20 protein-coding genes and 1 pseudogene are annotated in these 21,771 nt (G+C 59.6%); 6 read left to right on the top strand and 15 right to left on the bottom strand.

The features are described 5' to 3' along the window. Nucleotides 1-120: 120 nt before the first annotated feature. The 3 genes from BK659_RS27380 to BK659_RS27370 form a co-directional block, all read right to left on the bottom strand. Nucleotides 121-780: a response regulator gene (locus BK659_RS27380; RefSeq protein WP_123428888.1), complete on the bottom strand. Its 660-nt coding sequence runs from the start codon at nt 778-780 to the stop codon at nt 121-123. After that, entirely contained in the window at nt 777-1,670 is an 894-nt protein-coding gene (locus BK659_RS27375; RefSeq protein ID WP_123428886.1) for a sensor histidine kinase, read from the bottom strand. Before BK659_RS27375 ends, BK659_RS27380 begins: the two co-directional genes overlap by 4 nt. A gap of 520 nt (nt 1,671-2,190) precedes the next feature. Next, nucleotides 2,191-2,661 carry a hypothetical protein gene (locus BK659_RS27370; protein WP_123428884.1) on the bottom strand — a complete coding sequence of 157 codons (471 nt, stop codon included), beginning with the start codon at nt 2,659-2,661 and terminating at the stop codon, nt 2,191-2,193. Between the two features lie 563 nt (nt 2,662-3,224). On the opposite strand from BK659_RS27370, the gene BK659_RS27365 reads away from it, so the two are divergent. Together BK659_RS27365 and BK659_RS27360 are read left to right on the top strand one after the other, a co-directional pair. After that, the gene (locus BK659_RS27365; protein ID WP_123428882.1) at nt 3,225-4,160 is read left to right on the top strand and encodes a chemotaxis protein CheV; all 936 of its coding nucleotides are present in this window, start codon (nt 3,225-3,227) and stop codon (nt 4,158-4,160) included. A 101-nt stretch (nt 4,161-4,261) separates the two neighbouring features. Next, nucleotides 4,262-5,068 carry an MOSC domain-containing protein gene (locus tag BK659_RS27360; protein WP_123428880.1) on the top strand — a complete coding sequence of 269 codons (807 nt, stop codon included), beginning with the start codon at nt 4,262-4,264 and terminating at the stop codon, nt 5,066-5,068. Nucleotides 5,069-5,138: 70 nt separating this feature from the next. On the opposite strand, the gene ppnP is transcribed toward BK659_RS27360, so the two are convergent. The 8 genes from ppnP to BK659_RS27320 all read right to left on the bottom strand — a co-directional run bounded on the left by ppnP (nt 5,139) and on the right by BK659_RS27320 (nt 14,490). Further along, a complete protein-coding gene (gene ppnP, locus BK659_RS27355) occupies nt 5,139-5,423 on the bottom strand; it encodes a pyrimidine/purine nucleoside phosphorylase (protein ID WP_007940055.1) in 285 nt (94 codons plus the stop codon). A gap of 73 nt (nt 5,424-5,496) precedes the next feature. Beyond that, nucleotides 5,497-6,036: a 3'-5' exonuclease gene (locus tag BK659_RS27350; protein WP_123428878.1), complete on the bottom strand. Its 540-nt coding sequence runs from the start codon at nt 6,034-6,036 to the stop codon at nt 5,497-5,499. 70 nt (nt 6,037-6,106) lie between these two features. Then, the gene (locus BK659_RS27345; RefSeq protein ID WP_123428876.1) at nt 6,107-8,068 is read right to left on the bottom strand and encodes an acetyl/propionyl/methylcrotonyl-CoA carboxylase subunit alpha; all 1,962 of its coding nucleotides are present in this window, start codon (nt 8,066-8,068) and stop codon (nt 6,107-6,109) included. A gap of 139 nt (nt 8,069-8,207) precedes the next feature. Next, complete coding sequence (locus tag BK659_RS27340; RefSeq protein WP_123428874.1) at nt 8,208-9,005, bottom strand: enoyl-CoA hydratase/isomerase family protein; 798 nt, start codon at nt 9,003-9,005, stop codon at nt 8,208-8,210. Further along, a complete protein-coding gene (gene atuD, locus BK659_RS27335) occupies nt 9,002-10,159 on the bottom strand; it encodes a citronellyl-CoA dehydrogenase (protein WP_123428872.1) in 1,158 nt (385 codons plus the stop codon). The genes BK659_RS27340 and atuD overlap by 4 nt, the downstream gene beginning before the upstream one ends. Before the next feature lie 38 nt (nt 10,160-10,197). Beyond that, nucleotides 10,198-11,814: a geranyl-CoA carboxylase subunit beta gene (gene atuC / locus BK659_RS27330; RefSeq protein ID WP_123428870.1), complete on the bottom strand. Its 1,617-nt coding sequence runs from the start codon at nt 11,812-11,814 to the stop codon at nt 10,198-10,200. 3 nt (nt 11,815-11,817) lie between these two features. Beyond that, nucleotides 11,818-12,687 (bottom strand): SDR family oxidoreductase, encoded by an 870-nt coding sequence (locus BK659_RS27325; RefSeq protein ID WP_123428868.1) that lies wholly within the window; start codon nt 12,685-12,687, stop codon nt 11,818-11,820. A 12-nt stretch (nt 12,688-12,699) separates the two neighbouring features. Further along, the gene (locus tag BK659_RS27320; protein WP_123428866.1) at nt 12,700-14,490 is read right to left on the bottom strand and encodes an acyclic terpene utilization AtuA family protein; all 1,791 of its coding nucleotides are present in this window, start codon (nt 14,488-14,490) and stop codon (nt 12,700-12,702) included. A gap of 179 nt (nt 14,491-14,669) precedes the next feature. On the opposite strand from BK659_RS27320, the gene BK659_RS27315 reads away from it, so the two are divergent. Together BK659_RS27315 and BK659_RS27310 are read left to right on the top strand one after the other, a co-directional pair. Further along, complete coding sequence (locus BK659_RS27315) at nt 14,670-15,293, top strand: TetR/AcrR family transcriptional regulator (protein WP_123428864.1); 624 nt, start codon at nt 14,670-14,672, stop codon at nt 15,291-15,293. Nucleotides 15,294-15,395: 102 nt separating this feature from the next. Then, nucleotides 15,396-16,190, top strand: coding sequence for a substrate-binding periplasmic protein (locus tag BK659_RS27310; RefSeq protein ID WP_123428862.1), 795 nt, complete (start codon nt 15,396-15,398; stop codon nt 16,188-16,190). A gap of 55 nt (nt 16,191-16,245) precedes the next feature. Here the strand turns inward: BK659_RS27310 and BK659_RS27305 are convergent, their stop codons facing one another. After that, on the bottom strand, nt 16,246-16,794 hold the full coding sequence (locus BK659_RS27305; protein ID WP_123428860.1) for an RNA polymerase factor sigma-70: 549 nt from the start codon (nt 16,792-16,794) through the stop codon (nt 16,246-16,248). A 136-nt stretch (nt 16,795-16,930) separates the two neighbouring features. Here BK659_RS27305 and BK659_RS28420 point away from each other — a divergent pair. Both BK659_RS28420 and BK659_RS27295 read left to right on the top strand, forming a co-directional pair. Then, nucleotides 16,931-17,134 (top strand): annotated as a pseudogene (locus BK659_RS28420) (phosphopantetheine-binding protein); the annotation flags it as partial. Nucleotides 17,135-17,431: 297 nt separating this feature from the next. Next, entirely contained in the window at nt 17,432-18,244 is an 813-nt protein-coding gene (locus tag BK659_RS27295; RefSeq protein WP_123428858.1) for an alpha/beta fold hydrolase, read from the top strand. A 118-nt stretch (nt 18,245-18,362) separates the two neighbouring features. On the opposite strand, the gene dsbG is transcribed toward BK659_RS27295, so the two are convergent. Genes dsbG through dsbD form a run of 3 tightly spaced genes read right to left on the bottom strand, consistent with a single transcriptional unit; the run spans nt 18,363 to nt 21,708 of the window. After that, nucleotides 18,363-19,130: a thiol:disulfide interchange protein DsbG gene (gene dsbG, locus BK659_RS27290; RefSeq protein ID WP_123428855.1), complete on the bottom strand. Its 768-nt coding sequence runs from the start codon at nt 19,128-19,130 to the stop codon at nt 18,363-18,365. After that, nucleotides 19,106-19,972, bottom strand: a complete 867-nt coding sequence (locus BK659_RS27285) for a TlpA disulfide reductase family protein (protein ID WP_123428854.1) — start codon at nt 19,970-19,972, stop codon at nt 19,106-19,108. Before BK659_RS27285 ends, dsbG begins: the two co-directional genes overlap by 25 nt. Next, nucleotides 19,972-21,708, bottom strand: a complete 1,737-nt coding sequence (gene dsbD / locus BK659_RS27280; protein WP_123428852.1) for a protein-disulfide reductase DsbD — start codon at nt 21,706-21,708, stop codon at nt 19,972-19,974. The genes BK659_RS27285 and dsbD overlap by 1 nt, the downstream gene beginning before the upstream one ends. Between the last annotated feature and the right edge of the window lie 63 nt (nt 21,709-21,771).

Raw genomic sequence — 21,771 nt, 5'->3', positions numbered from 1 at the left:
GTGTACCAATACGAAATGACCGTCAATTGGGCTAATTCATCACGACTTGTAAGAAAAAAGTCGGCGCGTAGGACTCTTCTGATGCCCGAGGGATCGGCGCTACTGGGGCGTTGATCTGGTCTAGTCGTCGAGACTGATGATTTGCTCGCGCACGGCAAACAGCACCAGGCCCGCGACATCGAAGATCTGCAAGCGCTTCATGATCTGAGAGCGATGGGTTTCCACCGTTTTGATGCTCAGGCCCAAACCATTGGCAATCTCGCGAGTGGATTTGCCACGCACGATCAAGCGCAGAATCTCTAGCTGACGTGCCGTCAGATTATGCGTGTCGACCGGTTCCGGCTGGTTTTTCTGGGCTCGAACCAGTGCCTGGTTGATTACGGTGTGAGCGATGGCCGGGCTCAGGTAGCGTTCGTTGTTGCGCAAGGCTTCAAGCGCGTGTTCCAGCTCCGTGGCGGTGGTGTCCTTGAGCAGGTAGCCGTGCGCGCCTGACTCCAGGGCTTGCATGATCAGCGCGGGATCGGTGTGCATCGACAATATCAGCACCTTGCTCTGCGGGCGTACGGCCTTGAGTCGTTGCAGGGCCTCAAGCCCACCGGTTTCCTTCATGGATATATCCAGCAGGATGATGTCAGGGCTTAGCTGTTCGACCATTTCGAGCAGCTGCGCGCCATCATTGGCTTCACCAATGACGGCGTAACCAGGAATATCCAGAACCAGCGCGCGTACGCCGGCCCTGATCAGCGAGTGGTCATCCACCAGAAGCAAGTTACAAGTCAATGTTGAACCTTATTCGTACTGGCTCGTTCGAGCGCGCGGGGCGCCCAGGGGAAAAGTGCTTCGATCTGCGTACCCTTGCCGGGCTCACTGATGACGCTCAGAGTGCCGCCCAGTTGTTCGATCCGCTCTGACATTCCGGCCATTCCGCGCTGTCCTTCACGGCCAGGATGGGTGGCTGGAGAAAAGCCCAGTCCGTCATCGCTGATAAACAGCGCAAGCCCTTGGGGCAGGCGTTGCAAACGGATCAACAGATTTTTGGCTTGGGCATGGCGCAGCATGTTAGTGACGGCTTCCTGGGTAATTCGAAACGCCGCCACTGCCATTTCTTCCGGAATACCGGTGAGGCGCTGCTGGCATTCAAGGCTCCAGTTCACGGCAGTGTTTGCCAGTGTCTTGAGCAGATGCGCACGCAAACTGGCTTCCAGGCCAAGGCTGGTCAGTTGTCTTGGATTGAGAATGGCCGACACATCGCGAACTTTGGTCAGGGTTTCTTCCAGTGTGTCGCAGAGCAGGGTGCAATGGCTTTGCAGCTCTTCGGGTAGACGTCGCTTGAGCCATTCACTTTGAAGCTTTGCCGCCGTCAGTAATTGGCCAATATCGTCGTGGAGTTCACGACTGAGCCGATGGCGTTCATTTTCCTGTACTTCCAGCAAACGGTCGGCAAGTTCCTGAGGCTGGAACTTGATCGATTTGCGCGAGTTGCGATGCTGCACCCAGACACCGGTGGCTGCCGCCAGATTCAGTACCAGCAGCGCAACTGGAAGGTGGCAGGACAGGCAGTAAACCAGCAAGCTGCCCACCGCCGAGCACAGACACATCAACAGCGTGAACCGGCGAACGTTTTTTCGGGAGGGTGGCCAAGAGGCGACTGACTTGAGGCTGGCGTACATAGCGGATGGAGCCAATGAATGTTCGCTGCGGGCAGACCGGTCAGGGTGGCTGACGGGTCTCTGTCTGGAAAACGCTGGTGATTGGATAGCGGGCTTCAAGTTAGCGCAGTCTGATTGTCAAAATCGAGTTTTGCAATTTCCAGGGGATAGGCCCGGCCTGGAGTCAGACTGACATAAAGTAGAGCCAACTAATTGGGCCGCATAATACCACTTAACATACCGTTGGTCGCGTACGCTATATATGTCCGGGCGGTCAGGAATTTTGTCGTCGTTGGACGGCTGTTCCACGTTTAGCGAGAATGGGCTGGCGCCGCAGCGTCCAGCTTGATTCATTGTGTTACTAAACAGTTCACAGCGCTCTAAACGGGTGGTCTGGGAGGTCAGAAGTCCACAACTAAATAGTTGGGTTATTACTTTGATTCTGTCGTTAAAAGATATGAAGTGTTCAATTGCGACACGAAAGACTGTTGCTCAAAGTGCTGAATATTATCAGGCGATCCCACGCATTACTTGATGCCGCTCAGGCATGCCGTGCCGAAAGCGGAGCACATGCGAACGGCTTGGCAGGTGGTGCCAGGCGTGTCGGGGCACGACCAATTTCCATGGCGAACGCTTCGATCAACGACAACTGTTCCGCGTCATCGAGGCTGAGCTGGCCGGTAGTCAGGTCGACCAGTTCAAGTTGCCAGGCCATCAGTGTGAAGCACTCTTTGAGCGCACAAAGTGCCTGGTCATTCAGATCGATTTGAGTGTGTGCATGGCTGAGCAGGCTGTGAATGCACATCGAGAATTCCGATACGGCCTGCAACGCCAATGCATCGGCCCGGTTGGCCAGAGTGAACAGTGTGTTCAGCATGCAGTCGATGGCGTCCTGATCGTTGTTGATCAGTTGCAGGTGGCTCAGGCACTCCTCGGATTTGGCCAGCAGTGTTTCCGCCTCGATCAAAAATTCGGGCAGTCGCGGATTCCGGTTTTTACGATCGTTCAGCATGCTTCTCTCCACGACATCAAGTCAGGTGATGCAATTGGGCGTGTGGCGAACGAACGTAAGGTACTGTCGGACGACGACCGGAATCTGTAAGGCGTTTCTGGTTTTTTGTGGCTGGCGATGAACGGTCTGTTTGCGTTCGACGCGAATGCTCCGATGGAACCCTGATTTACAGCGTAACGAGGTGCCGAAATCATTGGCCGTGAGGCATGAGCGGCGTAACCTGGCGGGCTGAAAAACGAGCTCGGCAACGGTTCTTCGATCACAAACAAAAGCCCGACTCCATTCATGCAGTGAGAATGGCGTCACATTAATGGCTATTGGATATCGCGAATATCAGGCTGGTCCCGATTGCGGCTAGGGGATTCCCTTATGCCATGGAACAAAGCGCGCAAGGTGGGGTCGCGCAGAGGGGTGTGCAGTTGATGAATTGACCGCCTCAGTAGAGCATGATGTTAATGTGACATCAATTCCTTCGCGTGGCATTTTGTTTGTGGGTCAAGATTCGGTGCCAACCGCCGATAAGTTTCTTTAGTGAATTCATCAGAAAAGCCCAGGAGTCATTAATGGCCGGCATTCTCGACACAGTAGATCAACGCACACAGCTGGTGGGTGAGAATCGCCTGGAAATTCTCATGTTTCGCCTGGCCGGTCGGCAGCTGTTTGCGATCAACGTTTTCAAGGTGCAAGAAGTCCTGCAGTTGCCAAAACTGACCCTGATGCCGCAGCGCCACCCGTTCGTCTGTGGTGTGGTCAATCTGCGTGGCCAGACGTTGCCGGTGATCGACCTGTCCCAGGCCATCGGTATGCGGCCGCTGGTGCCGGGGCCCAACAGCACCATCATCGTGACCGAGTACAACCGCTCGGTGCAGGCATTCCTGGTGGGTGGCGTCGATCGCATCGTCAACATGAACTGGGAAGCCATTCTGCCGCCGCCAACGAGTGCCGGCCGCCAGCATTACCTCACCGCCATCAGCAAGGTCGATGACCAGTTGGTGGAGATCATCGACGTCGAAAAAGTACTGGCCGAGATCGTGCCTTACAACGCCAAGGTTTCGCGTGACAAGCTTGAAGACCCGGTGCTGGAGCGTGCCCGCGGTCGTGAAGTGCTGCTGGTGGACGACTCCAACGTGGCCCTGTCCCAGTTGCGCGATACCCTGGGTCAGCTCGGGGTGAAAATGCACATCGCCCGCGATGGCCTCAAGGCACTGAACATGCTCAAGGCCTGGGCCGATACCGGCGTGGTCATGACCGACAAACTGCTGATGGTCTTCACCGACGCGGAAATGCCTGAAATGGACGGCTACCGCCTGACCACCGAGATCCGCAACGATCCACGCCTGCGTGGCCTGTACGTAGTCCTGCACACCTCGTTGTCCGGCAGTTTCAACGACTCGATGGTGAAGAAGGTTGGTTGTGACAACTTCCTCTCGAAATTCCAGCCAGACAAACTGGTCGACGTGGTGCGCCAGCGCCTGATGCTCGACGCAGTCCCGGCCTGACGGAGCATCACGGGCAGGCTTGGCGTCTGCCCGTGATGTGCTTCTTTGATTCGTCAGCCGGCTCGTATATCGTGGCGCTTTTGCCCCCCAGGGAGCTGGCCATGTTGCGTCTGAGCGCGCTTTACCGTTATCCACTCAAGTCTGGCAAGGGCGAAACCCTGCAACAGGCCAGTCTGGACAAACTTGGGCTGGAAGGGGATCGACGCTGGATGTTGGTGGATGAGGCCAGCGGACGCTTCCTGACGCAACGCGCGGTATCGGACATGAGCCAGTTGTCGGCGTTGTGGAACGCCACCGGAGGCCTGACGCTCAGTGCGCCCGGTAGCTCGCCGATCGATATTGCCCTGCCTGCCAGCGATGCTGAACTGCGTGGCGTGACTATCTGGCGCGATACCTTGCGGGTTCCTGATGCCGGTGATGCGGCCGGTGCCTGGGTCAGTGAGTTTATTGGCAAGCCGACCCGGTTGGTGCAAGTGCCCGAGACGCTGGCCCGTACTACTCAGGCCGGCTATGGCAAGGATGACGATAAAGTCGCCTTTGCCGACGGTTTTCCGCTGCTGTTGATTGGTCAGGCCTCGCTTGAGGATTTGTCGCAACGCGTTGGCCGTCCACTGGAGATGCTGCGTTTTCGACCGAATCTGGTGATCGAGGGCAGTGAGGCGTTTGCCGAAGATAGCTGGAAGCGCATTCGGATTGGCGATGTCGAGTTCCGCGTGGTCAAGCCGTGTTCACGCTGCATCCTTACCACCATTGACCCGAAGACCGGTGAGCGCAGCGATGACCGCGAACCCCTGGCAACGCTGCAAAAATACCGTGCTCAGGAGGACGGTGCGATGTTCGGTCAGAACCTGGTCAATGACGGCAATGGCCGGCTTGAAGTCGGCATGCCGGTAACGATCCTCGAATAACGCTCCAGCGTCTGAACGAAAAATGCCCGTGTCCAGGGACACGGGCATTTTTTTTATCGCGGTGAAACGCTTAGCCGCGGTATTCACACAGGTAAGCGGTGTCGACGGCGACTTTCAGTTGGAACTTGCTGTTGGCCGGTACGTTGAACTGGCTGCCGGCGGCGAAGGTTTCCCAGTCGCTGCTGTCAGGCAGTTTGACGGTCAGGGCGCCGGAAACCACGTGCATTATTTCACGCTGGCTGGTGCCGAATTCGTATTCGCCCGGTGCCATGACGCCAATAGTGGCCGGACCTTCAGCAGTGCCGAAGGCAATCGACTTGACGGTGCCGTCGAAGTACTCGTTGACTTTAAACATGGGCGATTCCTCGAAATGGGCTAAAAAGGCCGGCCAGTATGCACAAGGCCTTTTCGCCCGTCACCTGTTGCACTCAAGGAAGAACCAGCGGTAACAGGCGCGCGGTATTACGTGCATCTTCCAGGGCACGGTGCTGTTGACCGGTAAATTGCATCCCGGCCAGTTGCAGCGCGCCATTGAGCCCCAGCGGCCGCTCCAGTCGGCGGGCCTTGGCGAAGCGCTGTTTCAGATTCATGTGCGGGACTCGGCTCAGGGCGCTGTCGAGTTGCAGGCGCTGCCACTCCTGAAGCAGTTGTTTGCGGTCGTAATCGCCCCAACTGGCCCAGCCTTCGAGTCGTGTGTGATGCTGGCCGAGCCAACGCTCGAACAGCGGCCAAACCTCGGTCAGCGGCTGGGCCGCGTCGATATTGGCTTGTGTGATGTGGGTCAGCTCGCGACAGAAGGGCGTCAGCAGCGGCCGTCGCAGGGGCCGGACGAAGCGCTGGAAGGAGTCCAGCTCGCGGCCTTCGCGACTGACCAGAGTGGCGCCGATTTCGATGATTTCCATCTCGGTGACTGGCCAGCCGCCGTCATCAGTTGTCGCTTCGAGATCAATTACCAGCCAATGAGGCATCGCAGGTTTCCTGGTTTCCGCGTCCTGATGAGGCTGAGCGTAGCCAAACGCGGTGGATCCGCCTAGCGGCTTATTCAACCTCCAACAAAATCTGACGATTTTTGACCTGATCGCCGGGGCTGACCTGCAACCGTTTGATCACACCGTCGATGCCGGCCTTGAGCGGATGCTCCATTTTCATTGCCTCCAGCACCAGCAACAGTTGCCCCTTGCTTACCGGGGAGCCTTCGCTGACCAGCACTTCGACGATCGCACCATCCATCGGCGCTTTCAGCGTGCCGGCGCTGGCGCTGACCTGGCCGCTGACGGGCGCCAGCGTCCGGTCTTGCAGCAGCAGGCTGCCGGGGCGGGTGAACAACCACAGTTGTCCGGCGGCCAGTTGATAGGCGTAGCGTCGGCGAATGCCGTTGATTTCCAGGTTGGCCCAGCGTTCGTTGATATCGAATAGTTTCAGTTGCAGCGTTTCTCCGGCCACCTGAATGCGTAATTGCCTGTCGGGCAGGACGCTCACTTCGGTTGACCAGCGACCGTCGTTGAGACCGATTTGTTGCTGCAACGGCGCGTTGGCGTTGTTGCGCCAACCGGCGAGTCCTGGCGGGTGGACACCAGCGGATTGCTGATAGAACAGCGCCGCGGCGATGGCCAGCTCTTCGGCCGTGGGCGCGTGCGGGTGAAGGCTCGGGTGATCGACGAAGTGTTGCGCGATGAACCCGGTATTGAAGTCCCCGGCGATAAACCGTGGATGCTCCAGCAAACCGCCGAGCAAACGCTGATTGGTCTGCAGGCCCAACAAGGCGCTGTCTTCGACGGCCCGCAGCAATTTGCGCCGAGCCTCCTCGCGGGTGGCGCCGTAGGCGATGATTTTGCCGAGCATCGGGTCATAAAACGGACTGACATACTGACCTTCCAGCAAGCCGTGGTCGATGCGTACCCCGTCCGCCAGAGCCGGTTCCCAGCGCGTAATCTTCCCGGTCTGGGGCAGGAAACCCTGAGCCGGATCTTCGGCGTAAAGGCGCACCTCCATCGCGTGGCCCTTGAGTTCGACCTGTTGCTGGCGCAACGGCAGCGGCAACCCGGCGGCGACGTCCAGTTGCCAGGCCACCAGGTCCAGACCAGTGATCAATTCGGTCACCGGGTGCTCGACCTGCAAGCGGGTGTTCATCTCCAGAAAGTAAAACTGGCCCCGCGCATCGAGCAAGAACTCCACGGTACCGGCGCCGACGTAATTCACTGCGCGCCCGGCCTGCAGCGCGGCCTCGCCCATGGCCTGGCGCAATTCAGCGGTCATCACCGGGCAAGGCGCTTCCTCGATGACTTTTTGATGGCGCCGCTGGATCGAACAGTCACGCTCGCCAAGGTAAATCAGGTTGCCGTGCTGGTCGCCGAATAGCTGGATTTCAACATGACGCGGATCGATCAGCGCTTGTTCGAGAATCAACTCGTCGCTGCCAAATGCATGCAGGGCTTCGGAGCGCGCGGTGCGGATCTGCGCCAGCAATTCACCCGCGCTGTGCACCAGGCGCATGCCACGGCCACCACCACCGGCGCTGGCCTTGATCATCAGCGGATAGCCGATGCGTTCGGCTTCGCGGCAGAGGGTTGCGTCGTCCTGCTCAGCCCCTTGGTAACCGGCGATGCACGGCACGCCAGCGGCGAGCATGGCGATTTTCGACAAGCGTTTGCTGCCCATCAGTTCGATGGCCGCAGGGCTTGGGCCGATAAAGGTGATGCCGGCCCGGGCACAGGCGGTGGCGAAGTCAGCGTTCTCCGAGAGAAAACCGTAACCGGGATGGATCGCGTCTGCACCGCTGCGCTGTGCCGCGTCGATGATCGCCACGCCGTTCAGGTAGGACTGCGTAACGGCAGCGGGACCGATGTTGACCGCCTCATCGGCCATGCGCACATGCAGGGCGTTGGCGTCGGCGTCGCTGAATACCGCCACCGTGCGATAGCCCAGCGCTTGGGCGGTGCGCAGGATGCGGCAAGCGATTTCACCGCGGTTGGCGATGAGGATTTTGCGCAGGGTGGGCATGTTTAGGTTCCCTTGGTGTATGCGGTGTGTGTGAGGGCCTCATCGCGAGCAAGCTCGCTCCCACATTGGATCTGGGGCGTTTGCACTATCTCATGCACGCCGAAGATCAACTGTGGGAGCGAGCTTGCTCGCGATGCTCTTAGGGCGCCCAACCCGGTTTGCGTTTCTGCACAAAGGCCATCGTCCCTTCGACGCCTTCCGCCCCGGTCACGGCTTCGCTGAACCACTCGGCCGCCTGGTCGAGCAACGGCCCCAGCGGCTGCTCGGTGCTGGCCAGCAACAAGGCTTTGGTCGCGGCATTGGCGCCAGGCGCGCAACACAAAACATGCGCGAGCACCGCATCCAGTCGTTCGGCCAGGGCTTGTGCATCGTGTTCGACAAAGTGCACCAGCCCCAGACGCCGTGCCTCATGCCCGTCAAAACGCGCGGCGGTCAGCGCCAGGCGTCGTGCCTGAGTCAGGCCGATACGCTGGACCACAAATGGAGCGATTTGCGCCGGCAGCAGGCCGAGGCTGGTTTCCGGCAAGCCGAACTGGGCATTGTGGTCGGTTATGGCAATGTCGCTGACACAGGCCAGACCGAACCCGCCGCCGAGCACTGCGCCTTGCAACACCGTGATCAGCACTTGCGGCGCGTGCTGGGCTTCTTCGAGCAGGGCGCCAAACGCGCGGTTCAATTCACGGTAAGCCTCCTGACCTTGAGCACGGGCGTTGGCCATGTCTTTCAAATCGCCACCTGCACAAAAATGGCCGCCGGCACCGCCGAGCACTAATGCGCGGATGTCCCGGTCATCGCGTACCGCCGCGAATACCGCACGTAATTCGGCGACCATCTGCAAGCTCATGGCGTTGCGGCAGTCCGGCCGGTTCAAGGTGATATGCAGGACGCCATTGTGCGGTTCCAGCAGCAGAGTCTGGCAAACGGGCAGGGTGTTCATTTTTTCTTCCCGGGCAGGATGCCCATCAATTTGCAGATGATCCCCAGCATGATTTCGTCGGCGCCGCCGCCGATCGACACCAGCCGCACATCGCGGTAAGCGCGGGCCACCGGGTTGTCCCACATGTAGCCCATGCCGCCCCAGTATTGCAGGCAACTGTCGCTGACTTCCCGGCCCAGCCGCCCGGCCTTGAGCTTGGCCATGGACGCCAGGCGCGTGACGTCCTGGCCTTTGACGTATTGCTCGGTGGCCTGGTAGACCAGCGCCCGCAGGCATTCGATTTCGGTTGCAAGCTCGGCGAGGCGAAAGTGAATCACCTGGTTGTCGATCAGTGCAGTGCCGAAGGTCTGGCGGTCCTTGCAGTACTCAATGGTGCTGTCGATGCAATATTCCAGGCCCTTGATCATATTGGCCGCGCCGAACAGGCGTTCTTCCTGAAACTGCAGCATTTGCATCATGAAGCCTGCGCCTTCGTGGCCGATGCGGTTGCGTTGCGGTACGCGCACATTGTCGAAAAATACCTGGGCGGTTTCCGAGCTGCGCATGCCGAGTTTGTCCAGAGGCGAGCTGAGACTGATGCCAGGGCTGTTCATCGGCACCATGATCAGCGACTTGTTGATGTGCGCCTTGTCGTCCGAGGTGTTGGCCAGCAGGCAGATGAAGTCGGCGCTTGGGGAGTTGGTGATCCACATCTTGCTGCCGTTGATCACGTAGTCGTCGCCGTCCTTGCGTGCGGTGGTTTTCAGTCCGGCGACGTCAGAGCCGGCACCGACTTCCGAGACGCCAATGCAGCCGACCTGTTCACCGCTGATCGCCGGACGAAGGAATTCTTCACGCAGCTCATCGGAGCCGAAACGGGCGAGGGCCGGGGTGCACATGTCGGTCTGCACGCCAATCGACATCGGAATTCCGCCGCAATGAATGGTCCCGAACTCTTCGGCGGCGACAATCGAATAGCTGTAGTCCAGGCCCATGCCACCGAATTTTTCCGGTTTGGAAATCCCCAGCAGACCGAGCGCGCCGGCCTTGCGGAAAATCTCGTGGATTGGAAAGCGTCCGGCCTTTTCCCACTCATCGACGTACGGGTTGATTTCGCGCTCGACAAAATGACGGACGGTACGGCGCAGCTCTTCGTGTTCCTGGGTGAAGATCATTTTTATTGTTCTCCCTAAACCTGAAGGTGATCAGAGTTTCAAAAACGTGCGATACCAAAACTGTTCGGTTGCAGTTGACGAACCTCGGCCTCATGACAGATATCCAGCAGGTAGCCGAGCAAGGTGCGGGTATCTCGTGGATCGATCAGCCCGTCGTCCCACAGGTTGGCGCTGCCATAAAGTGCGGTGGACTGGCTGTCGAGTTTTTGCGCGGTGACCTGTTCGAGCATGTCGAGCATCTTCGGGTCCGGAACCAAACCGTCCTTGGCTTGCTTGGCTTCGGTGACAAGGCGCAGCACCTTGCCGGCCTGGGCGCCGCCCATGACGGCGGTGCGACTGTTGGGCCAGGCGAAGATGAAACGCGGGTCCAGACCACGGCCGCACATCGCATAGTTACCAGCACCGTAAGAGCCGCCGACCACAATCGTCAGCTTCGGCACCCGGGCGTTGGCCACCGCCTGAATCATCTTCGCGCCGTGTTTGATCACCCCTTGCTGTTCCGATTCGGTGCCGACCATGAAACCGGTGGTGTTATGGAAAAACAGCAGCGGTGTCTGGCTTTGATCGCAGAGCTGGATGAACTGCGCAGCCTTGCTCGCGCCTTGCGGAGTGATCGGACCGTTGTTGCCGATAAAGCCGCAGGGCCGTCCCTGGATCTTTAAATGGCCGCAAATCGTCTGCTGATCGAACTCGCCCTTGAACTCGAGAAATTGCGAACCATCGGCGATACGAGCAATGATCTCGCGCACGTCGTAGGGCTTTTTCGGATCGTCGGGAATCAGCCCCAGCAGTTCGTCGATGGGGTAAAGCGGCTCGTCCCAGTGTTCGGCGCTGTGCCGCGCTAGTCGCGCATTCCACGGCAACAGGCTGACGATTTCACGTACCAGGCGCACGCCATCGGCATCGTTTTCGGCCAGGTATTCGGCGGTGCCGGCGGTTTGTGCGTGCATCTCGGCGCCGCCGAGAGCTTCATCGGTGGCGACTTCGCCAGTGGCGGCCTTAAGTAGCGGGGGACCGGCGAGAAACAGTTTGGCTTTGCCACGCACCACCACCACGTAGTCCGAGAGCCCCGGCTGATAAGCGCCGCCGGCGGTGGCCGAACCGTGCACCACAGTGATTTGCGGCAAGCCCATGGCCGACATCCGCGCCTGATTGGCGAAACTGCGCGCACCCTCGACGAAAATCTCCGCGGCGTAATTGAGGTTGGCGCCGCCGCTCTCGGCGAGGGTGATCACCGGCAGTTTGTTTTCCATGGCGATCTGTTGCAGGCGCAGGCACTTCTTCAGGCCGCTGGGGGAAATGGTTCCGCCCTTGATCGCGCTGTTGTTGGCGACCACCAGCACGCGCACGCCGGACACATAACCAATCCCGGCGATCAGCCCGCCACCGGCCTGGCTGCCGTCCTTGTCGTCATGCAGTTTGTAGCCGGCCAGGCTGGCCAGTTCGAGAAACGGCGCACCGGGATCGAGCAGCAGGTTCAGTCGTTCGCGTGGCAAGAGCTGCCCGCGCTTGTCGAATTTCGGCTTGGCGTCGGCCGCTTTACTCAGCAGGTTGCGTTCCAGCTGACGGAACTGCTCAATACTGCTCAACATCGCCTCGCGGTTCTGTGCAAACTGCGGGCTGTGGGGGGCGAGTTGCGATTCAATCAGCGGCATGGATCAGTCCTCGTCCTTGAGTACGTCAGGTAAATGAGCACGGTGAAAGCCATTGAACGACTCACTGTGCTGCGCCTTGTGCAGCGGCCAGGCGCGACTGCCGAGGCTCGCCGCACCGTCGATCCGCAGCGTGCTGCCGCTAATAAAGGACGCCGCCGGGCTGAGCAGGAAAACGATCGCTGCGCTGACTTCCGATTCGGTGCCGATACGCTTGAGCGGAACGTGTTCGCGCAGGGTCGGGATCACTGCCTTGAATGCACCTTCGTAGGTGTCCATGCCGCTGGAGGCAATCCACCCCGGCGCCACCGCGTTGACCCGCACCCCGGCGTAACCCCATTCGAACGCGGCGGTCTTGGTGAAGTTGTCCATGCCCGAACGCGCTGCGCCCGAGTGACCCATGCCGGGCATGCCGCCCCACATGTCGGCGAGCATGTTGACGATGCTTCCGCCGTGCTTGCTCATCGACTGATTGAACACCTCCCGAGCCATCAGGAAGCCGCCCACCAGATTGGTCCGCAGCACGGTTTCGAAACCTTTCTGATTGATTGAGGCCAAGGGCGCCGGGTATTGGCCGCCGGCGTTGTTGACCAGACCGTGAATCGGCCCGTACTCCTTGATCAGTTGCGCGACCAGCTGTGTGACCGCTTCTTCATCGCGAATGTCGCAGGCCTGCCAACTCGCCTGACCGCCGTCCTCGGTGATTTCCCCCGCGACTTTTTGCAGCTTCTCGGGTTTGCGTCCGACCAACAGCACGTGGGCGCCAAGGGCTGCCAGCTCGTGGGCGGTGCAACGACCGATGCCGCTGCCGCCGCCGGTGACAATAATCGTCTGGCCAGCAAACAGATCGGGTTTGAATATCGAATCAAAGGCCACGGCGACCGTCCTCTAGTTGACTTGGTCAGCGATGCCTTGCGGCACCGGGATCTGGATTTCCAATAGCTGCTGGGCGAACGCCTTGCCTTGCGGGTCGATCCGCAGGCTGGCCACGCCACCGCCACCGAGGGCGTTTTCCAGCAGAAAATTCAGGCTGTGAGTACCGGGCAGATACCAGCGCTCGACACGTCCGTGGATCGGGTCGAGAACGTGACTCATCCAGTCGACTACCACCGCAGGCGTCAGCGCTTCGGCGATCCACGGCAGGTACTCGGGGGCGCGGGCCATGACGCCGATATTGCTGTGATTGCCCTTGTCGCCGGAGCGCGCTACCGCGAGTTTCACCAGCGCCACACTGGCGTCGGCCCGACCATGGGGTTTGGGCGGATCAAAGGGCACCGGCAGGGTGGCCGTGTCGAGATGATCGAGGGCGGGCAGGACGCAGGGGTGACGTTGGCCTTGCAGGTCGATTTCCAGCGCGCAGGTATTTTTGTCGATCAGGAACGAGAACAGACGGATCAATGGATACACCGTCGGCCGACCGCCGACGATTCCGGTCAGCCCTGGCGCCATGCCGGTGGCGGCCTGGGCGATCTCGCGGGAGAAGAGGACCAGCGCCTGCTTGTTCGGATGCCGCACGGCCAGTTTGATCACTACTTCGCGGCTGTCTTGACGCTGGCCGTGAGGACCATAAGTCGCTTCGCTGCCAAGCAGTTCGATGTTCACTTCGCTGTAGGGCGCCCAGCCGCGTTGGCTGAACATCTCCGAGGTCTTGGCGATGATCGCCTGACTCACCCGACGCGCCTTGGCTACCGCGTCGATCCCGGCAATCAGGCAACTGGCGGTGCAGCGAAACCCGTCCGGCCAGGTCGCGCTGACCTTGTATTGACGGGGCGGTGGCAAGCCTTTGGCACCGTGAACGTGCACGATGTTTTGGCCTTGATGCTGGAGTTTGACCTGGCTGAAATCGCAGACCACATCGGGCAGCAGGTAAGCGCGAGGGTTGCCGATTTCATACAGCAACTGCTCGCCGACGCTGAGCGGTGTGACCAATCCACCGGAACCTTCAGGTTTGCTGACGATGAACTGGCCATCGGCACTGACCTCGACGATCGGAAAGCCGATGTGTTCGTAGTCCGGTACTTCTTGCCAATCGGTGAAGTTGCCGCCGGTGCACTGCGCGCCGCATTCGATGATGTGCCCGGCCAGCGCGGCCTGGGCCAGTTTGTCGTAGTCCTGCCACGACCAGCCGAACTCATGCATTAACGCGGCGCTGACCACCGCGCTGTCGACCACTCTGCCGGTGATGATGATGTCCGCGCCCAGGCGTAGCGCCTCGACAATGCCGGGGGCGCCGAGGTAGGCGTTGGTCGAAACGCACATCGGCGGCAGAGGCGCACCGCTGAACATTTCCTTTACGCCGCAGGCAGCCAGTTGCTCGAACTGCGGTTGCAGGTCATCGCCCAGCAGCACGGCGATATTCAGCGACACGCCGGCCTTATCGCACGCTGCTTGCAGCGCTGCTGCGCAGGCCAGTGGATTGATTCCGCCGGCGTTACTGATCACGCGGATTTTCTGCTCGCAGATTTGGTTGAGGAGCGGGCTGAGAACTTCGATGAAGTCAGTCGCGTAACCGGCCTGGGGATCTTTCATCCGGGCGCCGGCCAGTATGGACATGGTGATTTCTGCCAGATAGTCGAACACCAGATAGTCCAGCTGAGCGCCTTCAACCAACTGCGCGGCAGCGGTCGAGGTGTCGCCCCAGAAGGCACTGGCGCAGCCGATGCGAACGGTTTTGTTCATTGCAAGCCTCCGACAGAAGTGGTTCGAGACTACCAAGCAAGCGCTTGGTTTGTAAATGGCAGTTACATCTTGTTCCCAAGCGCTTGCTTGGTCGCCCCGGTCAGCTTAAATTGCCCGCGCAACCCACTGTTTTAGTGGTCTGATCGCACATTCGATTGAGCGACTGTAGGAGAGAACGGGTGGACGAGCAAAAAGCCCTGCTGGTAATGCGCGAGTTGGTCGACAACGGGCAACTGACCGATCCTGACAGCGCTCGCGGCAAACTGCTGCAAATGGCCGCTCACCTGTTTCGCAACAAGGGTTACGAGCGCACGACGGTGCGTGATCTGGCCAGTGCGGTGGGGATTCAGTCGGGGAGTATTTTTCATCACTTCAAAAGCAAGGATGAAATCCTGCGGGCGGTGATGGAGGAAACCATTCGCTACAACACCGCGTTGATGCGCGCGTCGCTGGCTCAAGCGACCAATGTGCGTGAGCGGGTGCTGGCGCTGATCCGTTGCGAATTGCAGTCGATCATGGGCGGTAGCGGTGAAGCGATGGCGGTGCTGGTCTACGAATGGCGCTCGCTGTCCGAAGAAGGTCAGGTCCAGGTGCTGGCGCTGCGCGACATCTATGAACAGATCTGGCTGCAAGTGCTGGGTGAGGCGAAAGACGCCGGTTTTATTCGCGGCGACGTGTTCATAACCCGACGTTTTCTAACCGGTGCGCTGTCCTGGACCACCACCTGGTTTCGTGCGGACGGCAGCATGAGCCTCGATCAATTGGCCGACGAAGCCTTGATTCTGGTGCTGGAGGAAAAGTGACGGTTTCGCTAAAACTTATTAAATAGCCATCACCAAGTTGTCTAAGTGGGGGAAACCGCCTAGCTTTGTAGTGAATGTATTTTTAAAGGTGGGCTTGTTTTGATGTCTTCGCCAGTTCGGAAGGCTTTACGGATTTCGCTGATGGCGCTGGGCGCGCTGTTCGTGCTGCCGGCTTCGGCCGCGCAAGTGGTACAGGTGGGCGCTGCGCATTTTCCTCCCTATACCGTTCGACCGGAGAATGGCGACGATACCGGGCTGCTGCCGCAGTTGGTCGAGGCACTGAACAAGTTGCAAACCGACTATCAGTTCAAACTCGTGCCGACCTCATTGCAGCGTCGTTTCGGTGATTTCGAGGACGCCCGGGTTGACATGGCGATCTTCGAAAACCCGGAGTGGGGCTGGAAGGATATCCCGCACAGCACTGTCGACATGGGGCTGGAAGATGCTGAAATCTTTGTCGCTCAGAGCAAACCGGACCGCCAGCAGAGCTACTTCGCCGATTTGAAAGGTAAGCGTCTGGCGTTGTACAAGGATTATCACTACGAATTTGCCGGGTTCAATGCCGATCCGCAATTTCTCAAGAACACTTACAACGCGACGCTCACGACTTCCCACGACAGCAATATTTTAATGATCCTTCGCGACCGTGCCGACATCGCACTGGTCACACGTTCGTACCTCTACGATTACCTGCTGCGCAATGAAAAGGTCGGGGCACAGTTGCTGGTATCCCAGCGTATCGATCAGGTTTATCACCATTACGCGCTGTTACGTCCGCAAGCGCCGATCAGCGCAGAAACCTTCGGCAAGTTGCTGCAAGGCCTGCGGGACAACGGGCAGATGCTGAAGATTTTCGATCCATACAAGATCGCCATCGTGCCGGTGCCCAAAAGCTGAAACGTCGGTAGGAACTGCCGCAGGCTGCGATCTTTTTTGTCGAGACAACAATGTCTCAGCGGCGGGCGAAGGTATCGCTGCGCTTGCCCGAAACCTTGCGGCAATGCACCAGCGCATCACGGATCATGAAGTTCACCAGGGTCGGCGACACGCCGAGTTCCTTGGCGATGTCCTTTTGCGGGACGCCGTGCAGGCGATACATCTCGAAGGCATAGCGGGTGCGACTTGGCAATTCGCCGAGGGCGGCGGCGATGTTTTCCAGCGTCGAGAAGTTGATGTGTGAGGTTTCTGGCGAGGCACCGTGAATGACCACGTTCAAGCCTTCTTCTTCGGTGCCCGAATACTTTTGCTCCAGCGCCTGTTTGCGGTAGTGATCGATCGCCAGGTTGCGCACGATCTGAAACAGGTAGCTGAGCTGGGCCTTGAATGAGGAGGTGATTTGCGGTGCTGATTGCAGCCTGAAAAACGCATCCTGAACGACATCTTCGGCGCGGGATCGGCAGCCGGTAATGCGGGCCGCGATCTTGACCAGAATCAACCGATTATCAACGAACGCCTGGAGTAAGGGTGAGTCGCACCTGCTTGTGGTTACTGGTTCCGTCATGGAAATCACCTTGCTGCAAAAAGTAAGTAGGACGACCAAGGGTTCGGAACCGTCCTACGCATCGAGCGACAAGCTAGGATGAATGATAATTATTGTCAATTGAGGGGTGGATTAATTATCTTCCTGGATTTCCTTTGTCGGTGGCCACTCGCTGCTCGCCACGCAAATCGCCTCGCGGGTGCAAAAGGCCCTGCAACGCAGTGTGCCGCTGCGAACGATGTTGGAGTGCAGCACGGTGGAGGAACTGGCGAGGTAGATCGAAGGGCTCGCGGTGACGGACATTACCGAGGAGAAGGTGGATCGGTTGAATGACCTGATGGCGCAGTTGGAGGGGTTGTAGTTCTCGACCGTCTGCGGCATTCGTTCTAACCCTCGTAGCAGCTGCCGAGCCTGCGAAGCAGTCGTTGAATCAGGCCGCGCGTTCTTCCAGGTAAAGCGTGGACCCAGGATTTGCGAGGACTTCGTCCTCGAACGCAGCCTCGCAGGCTCGGCAGCTGCTACGGGCGCAGTCCAACACCGCATTTCAACGTCGCTTAGATACCAACGTCATCGCATTTTGCGCATTGACTGAAGAAACTGACCGGCTCAGGCTGCCTGGGCTTTTTTTGATGGGCCCCATTCAGAAAGGAGACAGTTGATGCCCTTCGCTACGATTGATGGACAATCGCTTCATTACGTTGATCAGGGCTGCGGTCCAGCGGTGTTGCTGGCCGGCAGTTACTTGTGGGACCAGGCCATGTGGGCGCCGCAGATTGCGGCGTTGTCGCAACACTATCGGGTGATTGCCCTGGACCTTTGGGGGCACGGGGAGTCCGGGCCGTTGCCCCAGGGTATGACTTCGCTGGATGATCAGGCGCGCCAGGTACTGGCACTGCTTGATCATCTGGATATTGACCGCGTCACGCTGGTCGGCCTTTCGGTCGGAGGCATGTGGGGCGTGCGTCTGGCGCTGTCGGCCCCGCAGCGTCTCAACGGTCTGGTGCTGATGGACACCTATGTCGGTGTCGAACCCGAGCCGACTCGCCAGTACTATTTCTCGCTGTTCAAGCAGATCGAAGACAGCGGTGTGATTGCGCCGCAGCTACTCGATATCGTGGTGCCGATTTTCTTCCGTCCGGGTATCGATCCTCAGTCCGCGCTGTATCAGGATTTCCGTGCCAAACTGGCCGCGCTGCCGCCTGAGCGTTTGCGTGAAAGCATCGTGCCGATGGGCCGCATTACGTTTGGTCGCGATGATCTGTTGCCGCGTCTGGGCGAGCTGAACCCTGAAACTACCTTGCTGATGTGCGGTGATCAGGACAAGCCGCGGCCACCGTCGGAAACCAGGGAAATGGCCGAGTTGATCGGTTGTCCGTATCTGTTGGTGCCGGAGGCTGGGCACATTTCGAACCTGGAGAATCCTGAGTTCGTCACCGAGGCGCTGCTGGCGTTTTTGGCTGAGAGAACTTAGTCGATTATCCAGCCGCCATCGCGAGCAAGCTCGCTCCCACAGGGATATGCGATCAACTGTGGGAGCGAGCTTGCTCGCGATGGCGTCGGTGAATCCAGTAGAAATCTGACGGCAAAAACTACTTCGGCCCGAGAATCTTCACCAGCTTGTCCGGCGACGGCGCGCCTTGCTGTTGTTGCAACTCGCCCTTGTCGTCCATGTAGAAGATTGCCGGAGTGGCGGACAGTTCGAGCTCTTCCATCAACTTCATGTTGGCGTCGAGTTTGGCCTGGATGGCGGCGGGAATGGTCGTCAGCGCTTTCAGCGAGCTTTGCTTGCCAGCCTTTTCGTGGTCTTCCAGGGCCTTGCTCGGATCTTTGCTGGCCAACAGGGCAGCGGATTTGCCTGGGCTGTCTTCGCGAATGATCCCGACCATGATGTGCCGCAGTTGCACCTTGCCGGCCTTCACCCATGGCCGGGCCTGTTCCCAGAACATATTGCAGTAAGGGCAGTTCGGGTCGCTGAACAGGTAGACGGTGCGCGGTGCGTCCTTGCTGCCGTCGGCGATCCAGTTGCTGGCGTCCATCTTCGCCCAGACTTCCTTGGCCATCGGCGCGTAGACCAGTTTTTGCAACGGTTCGGCGCTCAGGTCCTTGCCGTCGGCGTCGTATAGGTTGCCGACCAGCACATGCTGGCCGTCGGGCGTCAGGTACAGGGTCATGCCGCGGTTCTGATACTGCGCCGCATAGCCGCGCAGACCATCGGGGGCATCGAAACTGCCGATGATTTTCGCGCCTTTCGCTTCGATCTTACGGATCGCCGCGGGCAGTTCTTCGGCGTGCAGCAACGGGATTTGCAGCAGCGCTGCGCCCAGGGACAGCGTCAGCAGGTGGCGGAGGCGGGACATGGCAGTTTCCTTGACGGTGTGGCCTGTATGGCCGAATTCGGGGAGTCGAAGCTTTCCAGGGCGCGGGCGAGGCTGGCCTCCGACAACTCACCGAGGTGGCTACCGAGCAGCCGCCCCTCGGAGCTGTAGAACAGCGTAGTCGGCAATGCCATCGAGCCGACGGCCTGGCTCAGTCGGCCGCCACCATCGAACAGCACGTTGGAAAGGCTCAGGCCTTGGGTCGCGAGGAAGGTGCTGACGCTTTGCATGCTTTCGGCCTGATTGACGAACAGAAAGGTCAGGTCGGGCCGATGTTGCTGGGCGTTCTCCAGCACCGGCATTTCGCGCCGGCAGGGCGGGCACCAGGTGGCCCAAAGATTGATCACCAAGGGGCCGCCCTGATAATCGGCCAATTGCACGGTTTCGCCGGCGGCATTGCGCAAGACGATATCCGGCAGGCGCGTGCCTTGTTCGTAAAGACTCAGGGACAAACTCGCCAGCAACCAGAACAACAGACCGCTGCCGACACCGAAGCCCAACGGTTTGCGCAGTGCCGGCCGACGCCAGCCCCGCAGCAGTGTTGCCAGCAGCAGGGCAATCACCCCGGGCCAGGCGAGGAAACCGCCATCGCGCAAATCGATGATCTGCCACGGGTCATCGCGGTAGTGGGCCCAGTAGGCGAGCACAAAACCGATCCTGGCCGCGAGTAGCCCCAGCAGGAACAAGCTGAACAGCACTGACTCGGGGTTCTCGCCACCGCGCTTGGCCACCCGCCAGCCGACAAAGGTTGCCAGTGCCAAGGCACTGATCAGCAGCAGGTGGTTGAGCGCAATGGCAAAGGTGCCGAGGGTAAAGGTCAGCATCAACGAGCGTCCCGGGTGATGTTCCAGCGTTGGAGGAAACCGGCGGCATCCACCTCTCCGGTGATGCGCTGGCTGCGGCGCTCGATGCCGTCGGCGCCGATCCACAACAGGCTTGGCGGCCCCGGCACTTTATAACGGCCGAGCAGTTCACGGCTGGCGGCATTGTCGGCGGTCACGTCCAGGCGCAGCAAGCGGACTTCTTTCAACGCGTCCAGTACCTGGGGTTTGCCGAACACCTGTTTCTCCATGATCTTGCACGACACACACCAGTCCGCGTAGTAGTCCAGCAACACCCACTGGCCTTGGGCGCGGGCAGCGTCGAGTTCGCGTTGCAGCGCGGCGGGATCCTTGATGGTGATGAAGGCGTCGTGGGCCGAGGGGCTGGCGACGCTGTTCGACGCCTGCGCGCGGTAAACCTGCAACGGATTGAACAGGTCATCACTGCCACCCGCGGCACCGATCAGCAGCAGGCTGCCCCACAACCCGGAAAGCAGCGCCATGCCACCAAACATATGGGCAGCGCGGCCGAATCCGCCGGTCTGGCACCAGGCGCTGTAGGCGATGATCAACAACAGCGCGCCCCACAGACCGATCCACAGCGACTCATCAAGCACCGGCCGCACCATCACCAGCGCGGTACCGAGGAACAGGAAACCGAAGATGCCTTTGAGCAGGTTCATCCAGGTGCCGGGTTTGGGCAGGAAACGGTTACCGACAGTCACCAGCAACAACAGCGGCAAACCGATGCCGATACCCATGGCGAACAGGATCAGCCCACCGTGCAGTGCGTTGCCGCTCTGGGCGATGTACAGCAAGGCTCCGGCCAGCGGCGCGGTCATGCACGGGCCGACCAGCAACCCGGACAAGGCCCCGAGCACACCGGCACCGATCAGGCTGCCGCCGCCTTGTTTGCGGCTGGCGTTTTCCAGACGGTCACGCAGCGCGACCGGCAGTTGTAGTTCAAAGAAACCGAACATCGGCAACGACAACAGCACAAACACCACGGCGAAACTGCCGAGCAACCAGACGTTCTGCAGCAATGCCTGCAAGTTCGCACCGAGCAACGCGGCGACTACGCCCAGCGCCGCATACACCAGCGCCATGCTGACCACATAACTGCCAGCCAGGGCGAAACCGCGCTTGGGGCTGGCACCGCTGCCGACGATCAAACCGGCGAGAATCGGCAACATCGGCAGCGAGCAGGGGGCGAAGGCCAGCAGCAATCCGAGGCCAAAGAACACCAGCAAACTCCAGCCCAGCGCCCGCTGTTGCAGACCGCTGGCCAAGGCTTGATCTGGCGCTTCACTGGCACTGGGCGCCGCGGTGCTGCCACCGAGGTCGATCACCTGGGTTTGCGGCGGGTAACACAAACCGGCATCGGCACAGCCCTGGAAACCCACTTTGATCTGGCCACTGGCACCGGCCGGAATCTTCAACTCCAGGCCCTGGCGATAAACCTGCTGATCACCAAAAAACTCGTCGCTGTGGGCTTCACCCACGGGCAGCGTTGGTTTATGCGCGTCGGGCAAACCGTCGAACTTCATCCGTTGCTGATACAGGTAGTAGCCGTCGGCAATTTGCCAGAAGAGCTGGGTTTCGCCCGATTCAAGGCGTTCGGAGGTAAAAACAAAGGCTTTGCCGACCGGCAGGAAATCAGCTTTGGTCTCGAACGGATTCGATGCCGCTTGGGCCAGCCCTGTGATGAAAAGAAAAAAAAGTAGAAACAGACGACGCATGGGTAAGCCTTATCGCGGTGCAAGTAGGGTGCACGATGATGGGTGGCGATTAACCGATGATTA

The sequence above is a fragment of the Pseudomonas brassicacearum genome, assembly GCF_003732225.1.
In the GTDB taxonomy this organism is placed as follows: Bacteria; Pseudomonadota; Gammaproteobacteria; order Pseudomonadales; family Pseudomonadaceae; genus Aquipseudomonas; species Aquipseudomonas brassicacearum_E.
Note: the sequence above shows the minus strand (reverse complement) of the source record. Positions and strands in the feature narration are given on the sequence as shown.